This window comes from Larkinella sp. VNQ87, assembly GCF_049445795.1.
Lineage (GTDB): Bacteria > Bacteroidota > Bacteroidia > Cytophagales > Spirosomataceae > Larkinella.
Genome location: NZ_JBMSDT010000001.1, coordinates 37,596 through 55,972, shown reverse-complemented (window position 1 = coordinate 55,972; position 18,377 = coordinate 37,596). Strand labels below are relative to the sequence as shown.

The following is an 18,377-nucleotide window of genomic DNA, read 5'->3' as shown; positions in this document are numbered from 1 at the left end:
TTCAGGGCGAGATGCTACTGATCCCACCAGCGGGGTTTGATGCGGGTGCGGTAGAGATTGTTTTCACAGATCAGGCAGGGAGCGAGGTAATCGACGGTGATGCGCTTGAAAATCGGATTGCCGACGGCGTCTTTGGTCCGGTCTACTTTCAAGGGCATGACGCTAATGCCCGCAGCGCCAAAATAACCGTAAACCGGTTGATCGGGATCACTGGTGCAACGCAGGTTTCCGCCCACAGTCGAGGGGGCAGCATCGAACAGACCACCTGTATTGTTGACAAGCTTTTTGACGCTGTTGAAAAACCGGTACGCACCTTCGCTGATGGCCTGTTGCTCCACTTCGACGTAGTAGATGTTACGCGAGGTGAAAGGCACGCTCAGAATCGGCTGTCGACTAATCGCTTTTCCGTTGATGGCAACGTCGGAGCTGACGTTGATGCAGTTGCTGTAACATTGGTTGATATTCCAGCAGTCTGAACAACAGGGCAACCCGCTATAAATTCCCTGCTCATTGGCATCGTCGCTGACGGAGCAGGCATTGGTAGCCTCGTAATTGCGCCAGACCCAGCGGTAGTAATTGCCGGGCGTTTCGGGGTCCTGGGTGTCGAGAAAAACGTCCCAGGTGTTGCGTTGATCGTTGGTGTTGGCAAATGGGTTGTACCGGTATTCGTAGGTCAGCTTCTGGATGGGCGGTGCGGCTTTCAAGATTTCGGGCGTGGATTCATACAAATGGCCATCGCTGGTCCGAATCGTAATTTTATAAGTGCGTCCTACAACTCCACGCAGGCCGTTGGCACTTGTCTGGTAAACACCGGGGGACGTTTCGGTAAGCACTTCATTTGTCCCGGCGTTATCCGAAAGCGTCACGGTTGCCCCCCGAACAAACAGATTTAAACCGGTGTAGGTGTAATCCGCGGTTTGCGACAGGGTGACGGTGTAGGGGCCTGGCTGATCTGAAACCAGTCCTTCGACCACCAGGGCACGGCCGATGGATTGCACTTCGGGCTGGTACGGTGTGATGCACGAATGGACCACTAATCCCGACATGCAGAGGATGAATGGCCACAATCGGCGAACTATGGGCAATATAGTGCGATTGGCTAAGGAGTTCATTTGTCAAAACCAGCCGGTCAAAATTTAAAATTGTATGTTAGGGAAGGGAACGCTGTGCCGAAGACCGATAATTTATAGGCATCGTTGAGGGCCGCCGAGTTCAGCTTGAAAAAGACGGAGTAAGCGTTTTTGCGAGCATACACGTTATAGATCGAAAAGACCCAACTTCGTTCGTAACGCCGTTTCTTGGCAGGATCCTGATTAAATTCTACCGCAAAATCGAGTCGGTGATAATCCGGAATCCGCTCCTGATTTCGGTTGATATAAATCGGCACGAGGATGCCGTTAACGCGTGCGCGGGCGTAAGGCTGGGTCACGGGCCGTCCGGTGCTGTAGGTGAAATTAAATGATAAGTTGACCCGGTTGTTGGGCCTGAGTGTGGCCATTGCATTCAGAATATGCGGTTTATCGAAGTTGGCCGGATATTCCCGGCCGTTATTCACGCGCTCGCTCGGGAAGGAACCGTCGATCGTGTACAGCGCACGGGAATAGGTGTAACTCAACCAGCCGATCAGGTGACCTTTGTTTTTCCGAACCATGGTTTCCAGGCCGTAAGACCGGCCGGTTCCCTGAAGCAACTCGGTTTCGGGCAGTGCATTCAGCACCAGTTCGGCGCCATCCTTATAATCAATGGCGTTCTGGATGGTTTTGTAATAAATCTCCGCCGAGGCTTCAAAGGCATTGCCAGCGGTATTCCGAAAGTAGCCCAGGGACCATTGATCAGCAATTTGCGGTTTTATAAACGAGTCGCTCAGTTTCCAGCGGGAAACGGGCAAGGCCGCCGTCGTGTTGGTGATTTGCTGAATATACTGTCGCAGCCGGTTGTAACCAAACTTGACCGACTGCCCTTCGGCCAGCGTCCAGCGCAGGGCAAGCCGGGGTTCGAGTCCCCCGGTTTGGTGGAAAATCCGCCCTTTCCCGTATGTGGTTGAAGACGTATTGGTTTCGGGTTCACGCGGGACGCCTTCCTGGTAGGTTGGTACGGTTGCCGGGCCGCGATTCAGGAAGGCCGAGTACCGAAGTCCGCCGACGATAGCAATCGCTTCATTGACTTTCCACTCGTCCTGGGCGTAAAAAGCCAGTTCGTAGGCCCGCTCAACCGGGAGCGACTGGGGTAGCACATTCGAACCTGAACCAGGAACAATCCGGTTCGGCTGGAGGTAATAGTCGATGAGCGTTCCTCCAACTTGTAACTGGTGTTGGTCAGTGGCGGCTATGCTTAGGTCGACTTTCAGTTGGCGATGCAGGATTTCGGAAGTCAGCCGGAACGCATTGGCCGAATCCGGTGTAGAAGTTTCGGGTCGGTATTGACTGAAAATAGCCGATGTTGTCAGATTGAACCGGTTGTTGATGAAATAATTCCATTTCAAGGTTCCGTTCGTCGTGTGGTATTCGAAAAGGGTGGAGGAGGCATTGACCTCCAGCGAAGACAGCGAATCGGAAGCCAGCTTGAAATTGTCGTAACTGGTGTAGCCCGTAAAGGTAACGGTATGTTGCTCATTCGGCTGGAACTTCACCTTCGTCGTCAGATCGAAAAAGTTCGCTTTCGTGTCCCGAATGCGGGGCGGCATCAGTTTGAACAGAAAATCGTTGAACGAAGCCCGGCCAGCCAGCAGAAAAGAGAGCTTTTTCGACCCCAATGGTCCTTCGATGCCCAATCGGCTGGCGACAAGCCCAATCCCACCGTTGACCGTGAATCGTTCAATCTCCGGCTCTTTCACACGGATGTCGAGCACCGAAGCCGCCCGGCCCCCCATACTCGGCGCAATACCGCCCCGATTGAGGGTGACATCCCGAACAACATCGGGGTTAAAGACCGAAAAAAAGCCCATTAAATGGCTGGAATTGAAAATGGGAGCATCGTCCATCAAAACGAGGTTCTGATCCGTGCTCCCACCACGAACGTTGATGCCCGGCGAGCCTTCGCCAACGGTCGTAACGCCCGGCAACAACAGCAGACTTCGCACCACATCGACCTCTCCCATCAAAGCCGGGACCCGTTTGATGGTTTTGATCGGCAATTGGGTGACGCCTAACTCCACTTTCCGGACATTTCGGTCGGGAGCTTCTGTGGTGACGGTAACCTCTTCCAGATCTTTCGAGTCATCTTCCAGCAGAATTTCCCGCAAAATGGTCTTATCAAGGGTAATGAGGTGGGTTTGTGGCCGAAAACCCAGGTGCGAGAACTTGACATTGTAGGTTCCGGCCGGGAGCGCAATCACAAAAAAACCATCCCGGCTGGTATTGACTCCGCGCCGATTTTCGGTAATAAAGACGGTTACTCCCGAAATGGGTTGTTTGGATTTAGCATCGCGGACATAGCCGGTCAGCGATACGGTGTTGGGGGCTGGTTTGGGCTGGGCCAGCGCGTGGGCAATAATAAACCAGCTCCACACCACAAGGGAGTAGAAAAACCGCATCTATGTCAGGTCGTAATAATTGGTTTAGGATCGTGATGATCAGCGATCGGGGAGTAAATTACGAATTATCATGCAATTATAATTCAATTTTACAACCGCACTGTCCAAATTTCTTAAATCCGTTGCTTTCGACTTGCCAGATAGGTCGCGATTTCGGGTAAGGTGAGGGCATTGAAGGTCATCGTCCGGGTCAAGCCGCCTTTGCGGGCCACGGCGACCCCATAGTGCATGTCGTGAAAACCGGCCATTTCGTGCGCATCGGGGTTGATACTAAGCATGACGCCTTTGCAGACTGCGTATTGAATCCAGCGCCAGTCGAGATCGAGCCGCCAGGGGCTGGCGTTGATTTCAATCACGACCCCGCGTTGGGCACAAGCATCGATGACGGCTTTGTAGTCGATCGGGTAGCCAGCGCGTGCCAGCAGCAATCGACCGGTCGGATGGCCCAGAATCGTGGTATAGGGATTTTCGATGGCCGCGATCAGCCGGGCGGTGGCTTTTTCGCTGGTCATGTTCAGGTTCTGGTGAACGGAAGCCACCACATAGTCGAACGAGGCCAGAATCTCGTCGGGGTAGTCGAGTGAGCCGTCGCCGAGAATATCCGATTCGATGCCTTTCAAAATTTTGAACGAACCACCGAACTGTTCGTTCAGCCGATCGATCTCTTCGTGCTGTTGTTTGACTCGGAAAGGTTCGAGACCGTGGGCGTAGGTGGCGGTTTGGGAGTGGTCAGCAATGCCGAAATACGAAAAACCAAGTTCCCGGCAGTAGGTCGCCATTTGTTCGAGCGAGTGCTTGCCGTCGGAATAAGTGCTGTGGTTGTGTAGAATGCCGCGTAGAGTATCCCAGGTAACCAACTCATCGGAATTGTGCTTTGTAGCCCAGTCGAATTCAAAACCACCTTCCCGCATTTCCGGGATGATGTACGGCAAACCCGCCCGCTGGTAAACCGCTTCTTCAGGGTCCGATGGGTAGGCCATACTGGTTTGTAGCAACGTCCAGCCCGCTGACCCGGCCGTTGCCAGGTGCTTTTCGGCGGCCGAGTGCAGGAAAACCCGGTTTTCGAACTGGTCGGGCGAAGTGGTGATGATTTCGACCAGCACTTCGTAGCCGCTGGCCTGACCACGCCAGACAAACGGTGTCGACTCGATTTCGTTCGGTTCGAGGTACGACAAAGAGTTCAAAAAATCAAAAGCTGCGACCGGTTTGGAAGTGCTGACAACAAACTGCACCGTGTCGACTTCCTCGGCTTTTTGCCGGATCTGGCCGGTTATCTCAACCCGGCTGAATTCTTTTTCGAACACATCGAGCAGCATGTTGGCCAGTGCTTCGGCTTTGTCCATGCGGAGTTTGCCGCTTTGGTTTTCGAGAAACGCCAGTGATTCGAGAATAGCCTGCTGTGTTTTCTCGCCGAATCCTTTGATCCGGGCAATTTCACCGCTTTCGCAGGCCAATCGCAAATCCCGGAGGGTATCGATGCCGAGTTCACGCCAGATGGTTCGGATTTTCTTGGCACCTATGCCCTTGATCCGGAACATTTCCAGTACGCCTTCCGGCGTTTGTGCCAACAAATCGTCCAGATCCTGCAACCGTCCGGTTTCGATAATCTGCAGCACTTTTCCGGCCACGGCTTTACCCACACCCGGCAACTTGATGAGTTCCGGAAACGACATTTTTGTCAGGTCTTCGGGGGTTTTGTCAAGGTTGAATGCGGCTGCCTGAAATGCCCGGATTTTGAACGTATCTCCGTCGTGGAGTTCCATCAATTTGGCCGTCAATTCCAGGATATCGATGATTTCAGTGTTACTCATGGTTTTGTCTGAGAATCGGACACGGTGTTAAAACCGGCCCCGGCCTTTTTTGGGTCCGGTGTAAAAGAAAGTTGAAGCAATGTATTGATTATGTGTCGAATCTGACTAATTTAATTGTCCCAACAATTGTAACCCCTTGCATGGACACACGCGACCCCCATCTATGGAAGCAGGCTAAAGCTCGTGCCGGTTTTAAAATGCACCTGCGGACTTATCTGTTCGTCAATGTTGTTCTCTGGCTGATCTGGCTGATCATTTACCTGGTTTTTCAGGAAAAATGGGGTACTTATCCCTGGCCGATCTGGACAACCCTGGGATGGGGCATCGGATTGATCTCGCATTATTTCAGCGTCTACCACGGTTTTAACGAAAAAACGCTTGCCGAGCGCGAATACGAACGACTCAAACGCACCCACGGGCTTTAGTCCGTGTGAGCTTCAATAATCCAGTAGTTAATACTACCTCAAGAGTTATTCTGGCTCACACGGACTAAACGGGGCCGCCCGGCGGTCCTTGGGTACTAAACGGCTACCGGCGCTTTGATAGCTGGGTACGGATCGTAATTTTCAAGCTTGAAATCGTCGTAGGTAAAGTCAAAAATCGACTTGACCGCCGGATTCATCTGCATCATCGGCAGCGGGCGCGGTTCGCGGGAAAGTTGCAGTTGAACTTGTTCCAAATGGTTGAGGTACAGGTGCGTATCACCCCCCGTCCAGATGAACTCGTGGGCTTCGTAGCCGCACTCCTGGGCAATCATCATCGTCAGTAGGGCGTAGGAGGCAATGTTGAACGGCACCCCCAGAAAAACATCCGCGCTGCGCTGATAGAGTTGGCACGATAGTCGGTTTTCGGCTACGTAGAACTGAAACAGGGCATGGCAGGGGGGGAGCGCCATATTGGGCACATCAGCCGGGTTCCAGGCCGATACGATCATCCGGCGCGAATCCGGGCGGTATTTCAATTGCTTCAACACGTCCTGCAACTGGTCGATGACCAGGCCATTCGGGGCTTCCCAACTGCGCCACTGCTTCCCGTATACGGGCCCCAGTTCGCCCGCTTCATCGGCCCATTCATCCCAGATCGACACGCCGTTTTCGTTCAAATACCGAATATTGGTATCGCCTTTAATGAACCACAATAGTTCGTGTATAACCGACTTTAGGTGTACTTTTTTGGTCGTAACGAGCGGAAAACCTTCCTGCAAATCGAAGCGCATCTGGTGTCCGAACACACTAAGCGTACCGGTGCCGGTACGATCAGTTTTTCGGGTGCCGTTTGCGAGAATATGGCGGAGTAAATCGTGGTACTGTTTCATACGGACAAAATAACGAAAGGCTTTCATTAGACAAAAGAAAAGAGACCCTAGAACAAAGACTTTTTCCGGGATCTCTTCTCTTGCCTTTTGTCTGACTTCTTTCTACCAATTAAGCCGGTTTTTCGATGGTCAGTGAATACGTGATGCTGGCTGTAGGCCGGAGTTGGGCTGTAGCCGAACAATATTTATCCATCGACAGGTCGATAGCCCGGCGGGCTTTCTCTTCGTCGAGATTCCCTTTCAGGATGTAATGCAGATGAATGGTGTGAAATGGTGCGGGTGTGGTATCGGCGGGGCGCTGGCCTTCGACCGTAATTCGAAAATCTTCGATAACCTGCCGTTGTTTTTTCAGAATCAGAATCACATCGATCGCACTGCAACCGGCCAGGCCCATCAACAGCATTTCCATTGGTCGGGCGCCCGCGTTATGGCCGCCGATGTCAACAGCACCGTCGATGTGTACCGGAACATCAGAAACGCCGGTGGCTTCAAAGTGAAAAGCATCGTCGACTCTGTTCAGCTCCACTTTCATGGTTTTAGTTTTGGACGAAAGGGTATTGGGTTGCTCAGTCTGCATGGGTTTTTCGTTATGTCTATACGTTGCAGCTAAAAATTGCTTGTTTCGTATAAATTACGTAATTTCACTCGAATAAATTCCTGACAATCATGTCGGATAAGCTATTTGACCTCAAAAATGACAGGCGACTCAGCGTCTATTTATACCGCGCCGGTTTTGGTTTCTGGCTGCTGTATATCCTGATGGGCGCTCGCTTTATGCAGGAATTTGTCACGTATCGGACCGATTGTGCCATCTTCTCCTTTTTCCTGATGGTGATGGCTCTATCGGCGTCGATGTATTACGATTATCACCACCATCCGACCGAATTTGAGCAGAAAAAAAAATGGCTGATCGTCATGTATCTGGTGCTGGCCGGGCTGGTCTATTTCTTCATCATCCGGAAAGAACCGCTGAACATTACGCAATTACTGCCCCAATTTTAGGACTTCATTACGTTTGTGATTTCGTTCAGCCTATCCAGCTTTTCCTGAAAATCGCCTTTTAGTCGATTTCGAATGGTTTGCAGGTTGTTGAGCGTATCCTGCAACGAGTCCGGCAAGATTTCTTCCAGCACTTCCCGAAACCGTTTGGCGAAAGTTGGTGACTTGCCGTTGGTTGAAATGGCAATTTTCAAATCCCCTTTCTTCACCACCGAACTGAGGTAAAAGTCACACAGATCGGGTGTGTCGGCTACGTTGACCAGAATTTTGTGCGCCTTGCAGTCGGACTGCACCTGGGCGTTGACGGTTTTGTCGTTCGTCGCTACAATCACCAGGTCTTTACCAGCCAGAAAACCGGGTTGGTAAACGTCGTAAACGAGTTGAAGAGTTGGCTTTTGTTCGGCCAAGGCAACAATTTCTTCCCGGATTTCGGGTGCCACCAGTGTTACCGGTGCATCGGGTGCATTGGCGAGTAAAGCCGTAACCTTTTCCAGCCCGACATAGCCTCCACCCACAACCAGCGTTTGCAGGTTTTCAATCTTGACGAAAATGGGGAAGAGGGTGTTCATGCTGGTAGCAGGTTTTTACGGTAGACCGAATCACTTTTACATTCAGCGTTTATCATCGCTCCGGCGACCCGGTTTACATTTGAAATTAAATGAAACAATAAATGTAAAATGATGAACGCTAGATGTAAATGTGGGGACGGGGGCTAGTTGGGATTGGCGATGGCCTGCTGAAGATCCGCCAATTGCAATTCCCGCAACCGGGCGACTTCGCCCACGACGATGATAGCCGGAGAACCGATACCGGAGGAAGCTACCCGCTCGACAATCGTAGAAACTTGACCCGTGATAACTTGTTCTTCTGACAACGAACCGTTCTGAACGATGGCAACCGGCAAGTCCGCTTTTCCACATTCGCCGAAAACCTCCATAATTTCCGCCAGCTTGTGCATCCCCATCAGAATGACGACGGTCGCCGTCGATTGCGCGGCTTTTTGTAAATCCTGCGAAAGCTGACCGGTTTTGGTGGTGCCCGTTACGACCCAAAAACTTTCGCTCACACCGCGCGTGGTCAACGGAATCCCGGCCAGTGCCGGAACCGCGTAGCTGCTCGACAGACCCGGAATGACCTCGGTTTCGACACCATACTGACGGGCGTATTCCATCTCCTCGTAACCGCGCCCGAAAATGAAGGAATCACCGCCTTTTAACCGAACGACATGGCCGTACGTTTGTGCGTAATGCACAATCAGCGGATTGATTTCTTCCTGCGTACACGAGTATTCGTTAATCCGTTTACCCACATAAACTTTCAGGGCATCCGGACGGCAGTAATCCAACAGATCAGGATGCACCAGCGCGTCGTACATGACCACCGCGGCCTGTTTCAACGCTTTTATTCCTTTTAACGTGATCAGTTCCGGATCGCCCGGCCCTGCCCCAACCAAAGTCAACTTCATTTTCAATGAGTTATGAATTAAGAATTAAGAGTTGCGCTGCTTCAATTGAATGCGTCAGCCAACTCTTAATTCTTAATTCTTAATTCTTAACTATCCTTTGCAATCACCAGTTCGCGGAGTTCAGGTAGGCCTTCCTGCTCGATTTGCTGGTTTCGGTAGGTTTGTACATTCGCCAGGAAGGCTTCGGCTTGGGCAATGAACGATTGCGCAAACTCTTCCGTCGGTTCGTTCTTGTTAATGCTGAAAACTAGCGCTTTAAACTCTCCTTCTTCGGTATGGAATCCTTCGCCGATGAAGTTTTTGTCAAAATCACTGACAATACCGTGTTGCGTGTTGGTGTTGATGTCTTTCATCATCAAACCGCCTTTGGCACCCGTGATCAACACATTGTAGGCGTGGTAGATTGAATCAGCCCAGCGGTTTTCGGCAAAGGCTTCCTTCGCCCAGACCAGTTTTTCACCGGCTTCGGTCAGCGTCGTCGCAACCAGGTCAATCATGACACCCGCGCACTCACCAATCCCAATTTCGGTTACAAACTGCTCGGTATGGTCCCAGTCGGTATAATCTTCCTGCGACAAGGTTTTCAGATCGGCCAGCGGTTTCAGCAACGTGTAGAAATAGTTTTTACCCTGACGTGCGTAGTAATCGCTGTAGTATTCCCCGTCGAAGGCGTTGGCTTCGTAATCACGTAGCAGTGTCCGCATCGAGTCCGGACCGCGTTTGGTCGGGATTTTGATGACTTTATCGCCAAAGAGTCCTTCGCCTTTGCCGTTAAAACCGCCCCCGAGCAACACTTGCAGGGCCGGAATCACATAAGCACCGTTTTTGACTGAACTGCTGTGGTAACCGATGTTGGCAACCGAGTGTTGACCGCAACCGTTCATACAACCCGAAATCTTGATTTTGATGTCGTTGTTGTAAATCAGGTCCGGGAACTCGGCCTTCATCATTTTCTCCAGCGCCCGCGTAATTCCGTAACTGCTCGAAATCGCCAGGTTACAGGTGTCGGTGCCGGGGCAGGTCGTAATGTCGGCGGCTGAATCAAAACCGGGATCGGCCAGTCCGAGCGCTTCCAGACCGGCATGCAAGGCGGGTAGATTTTCGGGGCTGACAAACCGGAGCAAATAGCCCTGATTGACCGTCACCCGAATATCGTTCCCGGCGTATTGCTTGACAAGTCCGGCCAGTGCCCGGGCTTTATCGGAATGCATGTCACCCAGCAAAACACGCAGTTGTACGGCGTACCAACCCTTTTGTTTCTGCTCGAAAACGTTGGTTTTCAGCCAGGCCTGGTACCGTTCATCGGTCGATAGCTCAGCCGGATTTACCGCGCTGGTCGGTTCGGCATACGCCTGGACATCCTCTGAGTTGAAACCTAACTCGGTATTGATCGTGTAAGTTTTGTTTTTCAGTGCCAGCCGTTCTTCTTCAACCCGGCGCAGAAACTCTTCGAGACCAATGTCCTGCAACAAAAACTTCATCCGGGCCTTGTGCCGCCGTGTCCGTTCGCCGTAGCGGTCGAACACGCGGATACAACCTTCGATGAATGGAATGATCTTGTCTTCTTCGAGAAACTCAAAGGCGGTTTCGGCCATGTAAGGCTGAGCCCCCAGACCACCCCCGATCATTACCTTGAAGCCCCGCTGACCGTCGGCGTTGACGCGCGGAACCAGTCCCACATCGTGCATGTAGCCGTACGCATTATCTTTTTCACTGGATGACAGGGAAATTTTGAATTTCCGGCCCATCTCCTGGCAAATTGGGTTGCGGAGGAGGTAGCTGAAAATACCGTAGGCATACGGCGTGATATCGAACGGTTCGTCGGGATCGATACCAGCTTTGGCTGAACCGGTAACGTTCCGAACCGTGTTGCCACAGGCTTCTCGCAGCGTGATGTCAGCGTCTTCCAGATCGGCCCAGAGTTGCGGGGTGTCGGCCAGTTTGACAAAGTGCAACTGAATATCCTGCCGGGTTGTTGCGTGCAGATTACCGGTGGCATATTTGTCAGAAATGTCGGCAATCCGGATCAACTGGTCGGCGCTGATGCGGCCATACGGCAGCTTGATTCGAATCATCTGCACCCCCGGCTGGCGTTGGCCGTACACCCCGCGTGACAACCGGAATTTACGGAAATGCTCTTCGGTCATTTCACCGTCTTTGAAGACGCCAATCTTCTTTTCCAGATTCAAAATGTCGCGTTGGGCTACGGCGCTGACGTTATCGGTGAATTGAACGGCCATAATCTATGAGCTTTAGTGAGGTAGTCGATAGAATTAAAAGACTAATACCTTGAACAAAAGGCCGGCAATAGTCCGGCACGGTTAGGGTATGGTTTACATACAAATGTACAGCTTATTGAGTTCCGCCCAGGAAGCTAACAGGCCTACTTTTGATTATAGGTTATAACTTCTGGTTATCAATGGGTTTGCCATACTTTCTCAACTCTTGTATGCATAAATACCAAAAGCGGTGCCACTGTTTTAGTCAGCACCGCTTTTGGCCAAATTTATTTCGGGAATGAGGCTATTACTCCACCTCTCCCCGCAACATGAGTGCACCGACTGTCACATTGGACGTCTCATCAATAAGAATGGCCCCGCCGTTGACCCGGTTTTTGTCGTACGGATCGAAACTGACCGGCTTGGCCGTTTTCAGGACGATTTTAGCTACATCGTTCAGTTTCAGGCTTTCCACATCCCCGATTTCTTCGTAGGTATTTACGTTTAACTGGTAAATGATCTCGCGAATGGCGCAGCGGGTCCGGAAGGTGCCGTGTTGCAGCGTATATTTATTCCCGACTTTCAGCGGTTTGGTGTCCATCCAGCACAGCATCGCTTCGATGTTCTGGCTGACAATCGGCTGGTTGTCGGTTTTGACAATCAGGTTGCCCCGGCTAATGTCGACATCGTCGGCCAGGTGCAGCACGACCGACATAGGCGCAAAGGCTTCGTCAAAGTGTTGCTCGGCGATCTCGATGGCGTCGATAGTGGAGGTTTCGCCGGTGGGTAAAACCGTCACGGCGTCGCCTTTCCGGAAAATACCGCTCGTAATTTTACCGGCATACCCCCGGTAATCGTGCAATTCGGTGGTTTGGGGCCGGATCACATACTGAACCGGAAACCGGGCGTCGGTCAGGTTTTCGTCCTGGTCCAGTTCAACGGTTTCCAGGTGGCTCAGCAATGGCTCACCCTCGTACCAGGGCATGTTACCCGACTTGTCGACCACATTATCACCGTTCAGCGCACTCATCGGGATGTACGTTACGGGGCCAAAGTTCAGTTTTTGGACAAGGTCATTGTAATGAATGCAGATGTTGGAAAAAACGTCCTGCGAATAATCGACCAGATCCATCTTGTTGACGGCCACCACGATATGCGGAATGCCGAGCAGCGAAGCGATTAGGGAGTGCCGCCGGGTTTGCTCGACCACGCCGTGCCGCGCATCGACCAGCACCACCGCCAGTTGACAATTGGACGCGCCGGTCACCATGTTGCGGGTATACTGAATGTGGCCCGGGGCATCGACGATGATGAACTTACGTTGGGGGGTCTGAAAATACCGGTAGGCTACGTCGATGGTGATGCCTTGCTCGCGCTCGGAGCGCAGGCCGTCGGTCAGCAGGGCCAGGTCGATTTCGCCTTCATCGCGGCTTTTGCTGGCGCGTTCGATGGCTTCCAGTTGGTCGGCCAGGATGGATTTGGAGTCGTATAACAGGCGGCCGATCAGCGTGCTTTTGCCGTCGTCGACGCTGCCTGCGGTGATAAATCGGAGGAGGTCCATTAAAATGAATATTTTGTTAAAAACTCATCAGGAGTAGCAATTGCAATCTCGCTGACCAGGAAATGCTTCGGATTGCGGGTGACAATATCGCTAAGCGCTGGTATGCCTTTAGCACTTTCGTAAAGAACCGCATCTTCAAAATCAGTAAAAGCTGACTGAATAGCAGCCAATATGTGTTGCTCGGAAGTACTTGCCAGGCTAATGTAACTACACAAGACATCAAATTGCTGTATAATGCCAGAATGTGGTAGTTTGTAGTAGTTCCTGAGAACGTAATAAACCGTTACCAGCGTTAGAGGGCTAATAAAAGCCGTAATTTTCTCTCGTTCCGCCAAATCGAAGATGCTGGCTGACGAGTGCCAGAAGGGCTCCCTTTTCGCCAGCAAATCGATAACTACGTTGGTGTCGATAAATACAGTCGGCGTCATCAGAGGTGTTTTCGGGCTGCGGCTTCGGTGCGCCCCAGGTCGAATTCGCTACTATTTAAGGCTGGAAAAGCGCCTAACAAGGATGCGGTTTTGGGCGACAACGTACGCTGTGTCTGCGTGGACAAGGGCTCAAGGTACGAGGTTCTCTTTTCATCCTTGATTTCTACAAACGACAGATTTTTAAGCAACTCCAGTACAAATTGAGCTTTCTCGTCAGGCACTTCGATTAAAACTTGCATACCATTCCGTTCTTAAAAATACCCGCCCTTCTTCCGGTCTTCCATGGCCGCTTCCGACACCTGATCGTCAATCCGGGTTTCGCCCCGTTCGCTGATACGGGTGGCCTGAATTTCGGCAATGGCGGCTTCCAGCGTGTCGGCATCCGACTCGACGGCGGCCGTGCACGAAATGTCGCCCACCGTCCGGAAACGCACTTTGCGCGTCACGATCTGGTCGGTTTCTTCGATCTGAATCACGCCCTTGGCCGTTGCCAGCAGCTTGCCGTCGCGCAGAATCAGTTCGCGTTCATGGGCAAAATAGATGCCTGGCAGGGCAATGTTTTCGCGTTTGATGTAATTCCAGACATCCAGTTCCGTCCAGTTCGAAATCGGGAACACCCGGACGTTTTCGCCCTTGTGAATCTTGCCGTTGTAAATGTTCCAGAGTTCGGGGCGTTGCAGTTTGGGGTCCCAGGAACCGAATTCGTCGCGAACCGAGAAAACGCGTTCCTTGGCACGCGCTTTTTCCTCGTCGCGCCGGGCTCCGCCGATGCAGGCATCGAACTCGAATTCTTCAATCGTATCGAGTAGCGTAAACGTTTGCAAGGCGTTGCGGCTGGCGTTGCGGCCAGTCGGCTCTTTCAGCTTCTTTTCCCGGATGGTGTCTTCCACGTAACGGACAATCAGCTTCTCGCCCAGGCTTTCGGCCAGCCAGTCGCGGAAATCGAGGGCTTCCTGAAAGTTGTGTCCGGTGTCGATGTGCACCAGCGGAAACGGGAATTTGCCGGGCCGGAAGGCTTTCCGGGCCAGATGTACCAGCGTGATGGAATCTTTGCCGCCCGAAAATAGGAGCGCAGGCCGTTCGAACTGCCCGGCTACCTCGCGCATGATGTGAATCGCTTCCGATTCAAGTTGATCTAAATAATCCAGTTTATACGTACTCATATGTCATCTCTGCTAACCTCTGATGTTCTCTGATCAACCCTGTGAAACAGCTTTTAAAGTTATTATACAGGGTTGATCAGAGAACATCAGGGTATATCGGAGGTTTATTTGGCATGTAATCCGCACTCTTTTTTCGAATTATCCTCCCACCACCAGCGGCCGGCCCGGAAATCTTCGCCTTCCTGGATGGCGCGTGTACAGGGTTGGCAACCGATCGAGACAAAGCCCCGGTCGTGGAGCGGGTTGTACGGCACGTTGTTCTTGCGCACGTAGTCTTTCACTTCCTCGAACGTCCAGTTCATCAGCGGGTGAAATTTGAATAAGTTATGCACCTCGTCGTTTTCCAGTTGCGTCATGCCCTGGCGGTTTTGCGACTGCTCGGCCCGGATGCCTGTGATCCAGATTTTGTTACCCGCCAGTGCCCGGTTCAGCGGCTCCACTTTCCGGATAAAACAGCATTCTTTCCGGTTTTCGACCGACTCGTAAAAGCTGAACGGCCCTTTCTCGCTCAAAAGTTTTTCAAGCGGTTCGCTTTTCGGATAATAGGCTTCAATTTTGGTGTCGTAGCGGCTGTTGGTTTTCTGCCAGACCTGATATGTCTCGCCGAACATCCGGCCCGTATCCAATGAGAAAATTCGGATCGGAAGGTTGTTCGCCAGAATCAGATCTGTGATCACCTGATCCTCGTAGCCGAAGCTGGAGGAAAAAACAACCTGTCCCGGAAACAATTCGGCCAGCGTTTTCAAGCTTTCAACTTCGCTCTTGCCCGCCAGCAATTCCGTCAGGTTTTCAATTGTATAAGAAGGTTCTGCAATCATAGCGTACCTACGGGCTTTAGCCCGTATCAAGTTCCAATTAAGCTATAGTCTGTGTTACTTCAATGCAATGGGTTTCCCGCCTGCTTTGGCCGACTGCCGGGCTGCGTCGAGAATCTCCATGACTATCATATTCACCTGCAACGATGACAAATCATCTACCGATTTAGTTTCACCCCGCACCACCTGGGCCAGATAATCAAATGGATCGCCCACGGGCGCATCGGTTTTGGCCGCTTCGGCGGTTTGTTCAGTTTTATCCGCCTTCAGCCGGATGCGCATCCGGGTTCCATCGAGCGTGAACACATACCCGGTTTCGCCGTACACTTCCATATCTTTCCGGCTGAATGGCCAGTTCCAGGAGGCTTGAATCACGACCTGCGTTTTCGGATAGGTTAGCAAAATCGTAGCATCGTCGTCTACTTTCGGGTAAACATCCGGTTTGATCTGCAACGTCTGGGCGCTGACAGTCAGCGGTTTTTGTCCCTTCAACAACCAAGTCGCCAGGTTGGCTCCGTAACAGCCGAAATCGAACAAAGCTCCGGCGCCGTTCGTAACCGGATCGGTCAGCCAGGCGACAAATTCTTTGTTCATCTGCGCGGGACCGTCGTGGCCGTCGTGAACCACAATCCGCCGAATCGGGCCAATCGCGCCGTCGGTAACGGCCATTTTATACGCTCTATGATTGCTGCCGTACCAGGTCGTTTCGTAGTTAGTCAACAGGTGGATGTTGTGTTTTTTCGCCAGCGCTTCCATTTGCCGGGCCTGGTCGATACTGACGGCCAGCGGTTTTTCCACCATCACGTGAATGCCGCGCGGGGCGCAAACCTTCACGACATTCAGGTGGTTGCTGATCTCGTTAAAAGCCGTCACCGCTTCCGGTTTGGTTTTGTCAAGCATCTCCTCCAGTGTGGGGTACACCAGACTCATCGGCAACCCGTAGCGTTTCATGTAGCGTTCGGCTACTTCCCGGTTTGATTCGGCGATGCCAACCACCTCAATAGTTGGATCACCGGTTTGTTTGGCCCGGTTCAGAATCCAGTTAACGTGTGAATGCACCAGCCCCACCACGCCCACGCGCACCGGTTTTTTCATAGTCTGTGCGAAAAGACCCAGGTTTGACAAGGCCAGAACGATAACAGTGAGACCGATTTTCAGTCTTTTCATAACTCTCCGGCTTTAACTAGAATGGCTTTTTCAATCTCTTTGGAAAATCGAAAATCAGTCTTTAGTCGTAATTCGATTAACAACTGACTTAAGGAGTGAACCAATCCTGCTTCTTTGGCTTTCAGCAAAACGCCGAGTGTGTCAATAATTGAAATGCCCCATTCCTTTGCAACCAAACGCCCTTTTGCTTCATCAATAATTAAGGTGCTTTCTGAAAATGAGCGGGCCAGTACAATGGAAGTGGCTTCACCTGCATCCAGCTTTAGTTGTAATTCATCCAGAAAAACGTTGGGCTCGATGGTAACAATTTTAACCCAATCCGGTAATTCGAATCGGCATTCACTACTTACAACATTTGTTACTGTAACTGTATTGTAAAGCTCTTTAAGCAGATGAAGTAATCCAATTTTACGAAGTACAATCAGACAACTTGTATCCGCAACAATGATCATTTTGGCTATAAATTTTCGATGTCCTCCGGTGTTTCGCCAAAAATTGAAATACCGTAACGACCGATTGACTCAAGAAATTCTGCCTTGCTAATGCCGACCATTTCGGTAGCCTGACCAGAGGAGAGAATCCCTTTTTCAAACAATACACCGGCCAACTGCATCAATACATCGTGCTCGTTGATTGAATCCGGCAACTGAATTGTCAGTGTTTTCATGCGTTAAAAGCTTATTCGTAAACCAAAGTTCACTGGGCGGCCGACTGAACGGCTTCGGCCGACTTCGCTAGCGCCTGCGTAAAATCCGCTACCAGATCGTCGCCGTCTTCCAGACCGACCGACACCCGAATCAGCCCTTCGGTGATGCCCAAGGCGGATTTTTCGTCGGGCTTCAGTTTCGAATGCGTCGTTGTGAATGGGTTGGTGACAATCGTGCGCGTATCCCCTAAATTAGACGAAAGCGAGGCAATTTTCAAGGCTTCGTATAACGCTTTCACCCGCTCAAAACCGCCTTCCACTTCGAAGGTTACGATGGCACCGCCCGCCGTCATTTGCCGCTGTGCGAGTTCATACTGCGGGTGGGAGGGCAGAAAGGGGTACTTCACGGTCTGAACATCCGGGTGTTGCTCCAGCGCCTGGGCCAGTTTCAGGGCGTTGGCGCAATGGCGGTCCATTCGCAGTTCGAGCGTTTCCAGGCTTTTCGACAACGTCCAGGCGTTGAACGGCGACATCGACGGGCCGGTATGCCGGGCGAAAAACCGGATCGGCGCAATCAGTTCTTCCGAACCCACGATGACGCCCCCCAGCACACGGCCCTGGCCGTCCATGTATTTCGTGGCCGAGTGAACTGACAAATCCGCACCCAGGTCGAGCGGGGTTTGCAGGACCGGGGTGGCAAAGCAATTATCTACGTTAAGGATAAAACCGTATTTCTGTTTTAGCCGCACGAGCATCTCCAGATCGACCAGTTCCAGGCCGGGATTCGACGGCGTTTCCAGGTACACCATTTTGGTATTCGACTGGATGGCCTCTTCCCAGTTGGCTTCGGTCGCCGTGGCATCGACGTACGTATAGGTAATGCCCCACTTGGTCAGAATCTGCGAAATAATTTGGTGGGCTGATCCAAACAAAGCCCGGCAAGCCACGATATGATCGCCCGACTTCAGCAATCCGGCCATGCTCGCAAAAACCGCAGCCATCCCCGTTGCGGTGGCTAAACCAGCTTCGGCGTTTTCGAGCATACACACTTTGTCGACAAACTCCGTGACGTTGGGGTTCGAAAACCGGGAATAGATGTTGCCTTCTTCGGTTTCTTCGAAGAGGGCTTTTCCCTGTTCGGCACTCTCAAACGTGAAACTGGAGGTCAGAAACAAAGGCGTCGAATGTTCGCGGTACTGCGACTTCTTCGTCTGGATACGGATGGCTTTCGTTTGTTTTTTCATGAACTGAAGGGC

Annotated in this window: 19 protein-coding genes; 2 read left to right on the top strand and 17 right to left on the bottom strand. The window is 51.8% G+C overall.

The window, feature by feature from the left end:
• Positions 1-14: 14 nt before the first annotated feature.
• From ACO2Q8_RS00270 to ACO2Q8_RS00260, 3 genes are all read right to left on the bottom strand, one after another.
• Positions 15-1,046, bottom strand: coding sequence for a DUF4249 domain-containing protein (locus tag ACO2Q8_RS00270; RefSeq protein WP_423342764.1), 1,032 nt, complete (start codon positions 1,044-1,046; stop codon positions 15-17).
• 83 nt (positions 1,047-1,129) lie between these two features.
• Entirely contained in the window at positions 1,130-3,532 is a 2,403-nt protein-coding gene (locus ACO2Q8_RS00265; protein WP_423342763.1) for a TonB-dependent receptor, read from the bottom strand.
• A gap of 113 nt (positions 3,533-3,645) precedes the next feature.
• Positions 3,646-5,343: a helix-hairpin-helix domain-containing protein gene (locus tag ACO2Q8_RS00260; protein ID WP_423342762.1), complete on the bottom strand. Its 1,698-nt coding sequence runs from the start codon at positions 5,341-5,343 to the stop codon at positions 3,646-3,648.
• Positions 5,344-5,483: 140 nt separating this feature from the next.
• Between ACO2Q8_RS00260 and ACO2Q8_RS00255 the strand changes: the two genes are divergently transcribed.
• Entirely contained in the window at positions 5,484-5,768 is a 285-nt protein-coding gene (locus ACO2Q8_RS00255; protein WP_423342761.1) for a 2TM domain-containing protein, read from the top strand.
• Positions 5,769-5,863: 95 nt separating this feature from the next.
• On the opposite strand, the gene ACO2Q8_RS00250 is transcribed toward ACO2Q8_RS00255, so the two are convergent.
• Positions 5,864-6,658: a thymidylate synthase gene (locus ACO2Q8_RS00250; RefSeq protein WP_423342760.1), complete on the bottom strand. Its 795-nt coding sequence runs from the start codon at positions 6,656-6,658 to the stop codon at positions 5,864-5,866.
• A gap of 109 nt (positions 6,659-6,767) precedes the next feature.
• A complete protein-coding gene (locus ACO2Q8_RS00245) occupies positions 6,768-7,235 on the bottom strand; it encodes an OsmC family protein (protein WP_423342759.1) in 468 nt (155 codons plus the stop codon).
• Between the two features lie 89 nt (positions 7,236-7,324).
• Here ACO2Q8_RS00245 and ACO2Q8_RS00240 point away from each other — a divergent pair, with 89 nt between their 5' ends.
• Positions 7,325-7,660, top strand: a complete 336-nt coding sequence (locus ACO2Q8_RS00240; protein ID WP_423342758.1) for a hypothetical protein — start codon at positions 7,325-7,327, stop codon at positions 7,658-7,660.
• Here ACO2Q8_RS00240 and ACO2Q8_RS00235 read toward each other — a convergent pair.
• The 12 genes from ACO2Q8_RS00235 to ACO2Q8_RS00180 form a co-directional block, all read right to left on the bottom strand.
• Complete coding sequence (locus ACO2Q8_RS00235; protein ID WP_423342757.1) at positions 7,657-8,226, bottom strand: precorrin-2 dehydrogenase/sirohydrochlorin ferrochelatase family protein; 570 nt, start codon at positions 8,224-8,226, stop codon at positions 7,657-7,659. The genes ACO2Q8_RS00240 and ACO2Q8_RS00235 overlap by 4 nt on opposite strands.
• Positions 8,227-8,369: 143 nt before the next feature.
• A complete protein-coding gene (gene cobA, locus ACO2Q8_RS00230; RefSeq protein ID WP_423342756.1) occupies positions 8,370-9,122 on the bottom strand; it encodes a uroporphyrinogen-III C-methyltransferase in 753 nt (250 codons plus the stop codon).
• A gap of 86 nt (positions 9,123-9,208) precedes the next feature.
• A complete protein-coding gene (locus tag ACO2Q8_RS00225) occupies positions 9,209-11,362 on the bottom strand; it encodes a nitrite reductase (RefSeq protein WP_423342755.1) in 2,154 nt (717 codons plus the stop codon).
• 286 nt (positions 11,363-11,648) lie between these two features.
• Positions 11,649-12,902, bottom strand: a complete 1,254-nt coding sequence (locus ACO2Q8_RS00220; protein ID WP_423342754.1) for a sulfate adenylyltransferase subunit 1 — start codon at positions 12,900-12,902, stop codon at positions 11,649-11,651.
• On the bottom strand, positions 12,902-13,330 hold the full coding sequence (locus tag ACO2Q8_RS00215; RefSeq protein ID WP_423342753.1) for a type II toxin-antitoxin system VapC family toxin: 429 nt from the start codon (positions 13,328-13,330) through the stop codon (positions 12,902-12,904). Before ACO2Q8_RS00215 ends, ACO2Q8_RS00220 begins: the two co-directional genes overlap by 1 nt.
• The gene (locus ACO2Q8_RS00210; protein WP_423342752.1) at positions 13,330-13,569 is read right to left on the bottom strand and encodes a hypothetical protein; all 240 of its coding nucleotides are present in this window, start codon (positions 13,567-13,569) and stop codon (positions 13,330-13,332) included. The genes ACO2Q8_RS00215 and ACO2Q8_RS00210 overlap by 1 nt, the downstream gene beginning before the upstream one ends.
• Before the next feature lie 12 nt (positions 13,570-13,581).
• Positions 13,582-14,493, bottom strand: coding sequence for a sulfate adenylyltransferase subunit CysD (gene cysD / locus ACO2Q8_RS00205; protein ID WP_423342751.1), 912 nt, complete (start codon positions 14,491-14,493; stop codon positions 13,582-13,584).
• A gap of 104 nt (positions 14,494-14,597) precedes the next feature.
• Positions 14,598-15,311, bottom strand: coding sequence for a phosphoadenylyl-sulfate reductase (locus ACO2Q8_RS00200; protein WP_423342750.1), 714 nt, complete (start codon positions 15,309-15,311; stop codon positions 14,598-14,600).
• Between the two features lie 54 nt (positions 15,312-15,365).
• Positions 15,366-16,475 carry a Gfo/Idh/MocA family protein gene (locus ACO2Q8_RS00195; RefSeq protein WP_423342749.1) on the bottom strand — a complete coding sequence of 370 codons (1,110 nt, stop codon included), beginning with the start codon at positions 16,473-16,475 and terminating at the stop codon, positions 15,366-15,368.
• Entirely contained in the window at positions 16,472-16,927 is a 456-nt protein-coding gene (locus ACO2Q8_RS00190) for a DUF3368 domain-containing protein (RefSeq protein ID WP_423342748.1), read from the bottom strand. Before ACO2Q8_RS00190 ends, ACO2Q8_RS00195 begins: the two co-directional genes overlap by 4 nt.
• A 5-nt stretch (positions 16,928-16,932) precedes the next feature.
• The gene (locus ACO2Q8_RS00185; RefSeq protein ID WP_423342747.1) at positions 16,933-17,142 is read right to left on the bottom strand and encodes a UPF0175 family protein; all 210 of its coding nucleotides are present in this window, start codon (positions 17,140-17,142) and stop codon (positions 16,933-16,935) included.
• Between the two features lie 29 nt (positions 17,143-17,171).
• Complete coding sequence (locus tag ACO2Q8_RS00180) at positions 17,172-18,365, bottom strand: trans-sulfuration enzyme family protein (protein WP_423342746.1); 1,194 nt, start codon at positions 18,363-18,365, stop codon at positions 17,172-17,174.
• Positions 18,366-18,377: the final 12 nt, after the last annotated feature.

What these genes read in the sequence shown, in the direction of transcription:
- ACO2Q8_RS00270 (WP_423342764.1), bottom strand. Translation starts at nt 1,046, where the DNA reads ATGTCGGGATTAGTGGTCCATTCGTGCATCACACCGTACCAGCCCGAA.
- ACO2Q8_RS00265 (WP_423342763.1), bottom strand. Translation starts at nt 3,532, where the DNA reads ATGCGGTTTTTCTACTCCCTTGTGGTGTGGAGCTGGTTTATTATTGCC.
- ACO2Q8_RS00260 (WP_423342762.1), bottom strand. Translation starts at nt 5,343, where the DNA reads ATGAGTAACACTGAAATCATCGATATCCTGGAATTGACGGCCAAATTG.
- ACO2Q8_RS00255 (WP_423342761.1), top strand. Translation starts at nt 5,484, where the DNA reads ATGGACACACGCGACCCCCATCTATGGAAGCAGGCTAAAGCTCGTGCC.
- ACO2Q8_RS00250 (WP_423342760.1), bottom strand. Translation starts at nt 6,658, where the DNA reads ATGAAACAGTACCACGATTTACTCCGCCATATTCTCGCAAACGGCACC.
- ACO2Q8_RS00245 (WP_423342759.1), bottom strand. Translation starts at nt 7,235, where the DNA reads ATGCAGACTGAGCAACCCAATACCCTTTCGTCCAAAACTAAAACCATG.
- ACO2Q8_RS00240 (WP_423342758.1), top strand. Translation starts at nt 7,325, where the DNA reads ATGTCGGATAAGCTATTTGACCTCAAAAATGACAGGCGACTCAGCGTC.
- ACO2Q8_RS00235 (WP_423342757.1), bottom strand. Translation starts at nt 8,226, where the DNA reads ATGAACACCCTCTTCCCCATTTTCGTCAAGATTGAAAACCTGCAAACG.
- cobA (WP_423342756.1), bottom strand. Translation starts at nt 9,122, where the DNA reads ATGAAGTTGACTTTGGTTGGGGCAGGGCCGGGCGATCCGGAACTGATC.
- ACO2Q8_RS00225 (WP_423342755.1), bottom strand. Translation starts at nt 11,362, where the DNA reads ATGGCCGTTCAATTCACCGATAACGTCAGCGCCGTAGCCCAACGCGAC.
- ACO2Q8_RS00220 (WP_423342754.1), bottom strand. Translation starts at nt 12,902, where the DNA reads ATGGACCTCCTCCGATTTATCACCGCAGGCAGCGTCGACGACGGCAAA.
- ACO2Q8_RS00215 (WP_423342753.1), bottom strand. Translation starts at nt 13,330, where the DNA reads ATGACGCCGACTGTATTTATCGACACCAACGTAGTTATCGATTTGCTG.
- ACO2Q8_RS00210 (WP_423342752.1), bottom strand. Translation starts at nt 13,569, where the DNA reads ATGCAAGTTTTAATCGAAGTGCCTGACGAGAAAGCTCAATTTGTACTG.
- cysD (WP_423342751.1), bottom strand. Translation starts at nt 14,493, where the DNA reads ATGAGTACGTATAAACTGGATTATTTAGATCAACTTGAATCGGAAGCG.
- ACO2Q8_RS00200 (WP_423342750.1), bottom strand. Translation starts at nt 15,311, where the DNA reads ATGATTGCAGAACCTTCTTATACAATTGAAAACCTGACGGAATTGCTG.
- ACO2Q8_RS00195 (WP_423342749.1), bottom strand. Translation starts at nt 16,475, where the DNA reads ATGAAAAGACTGAAAATCGGTCTCACTGTTATCGTTCTGGCCTTGTCA.
- ACO2Q8_RS00190 (WP_423342748.1), bottom strand. Translation starts at nt 16,927, where the DNA reads ATGATCATTGTTGCGGATACAAGTTGTCTGATTGTACTTCGTAAAATT.
- ACO2Q8_RS00185 (WP_423342747.1), bottom strand. Translation starts at nt 17,142, where the DNA reads ATGAAAACACTGACAATTCAGTTGCCGGATTCAATCAACGAGCACGAT.
- ACO2Q8_RS00180 (WP_423342746.1), bottom strand. Translation starts at nt 18,365, where the DNA reads ATGAAAAAACAAACGAAAGCCATCCGTATCCAGACGAAGAAGTCGCAG.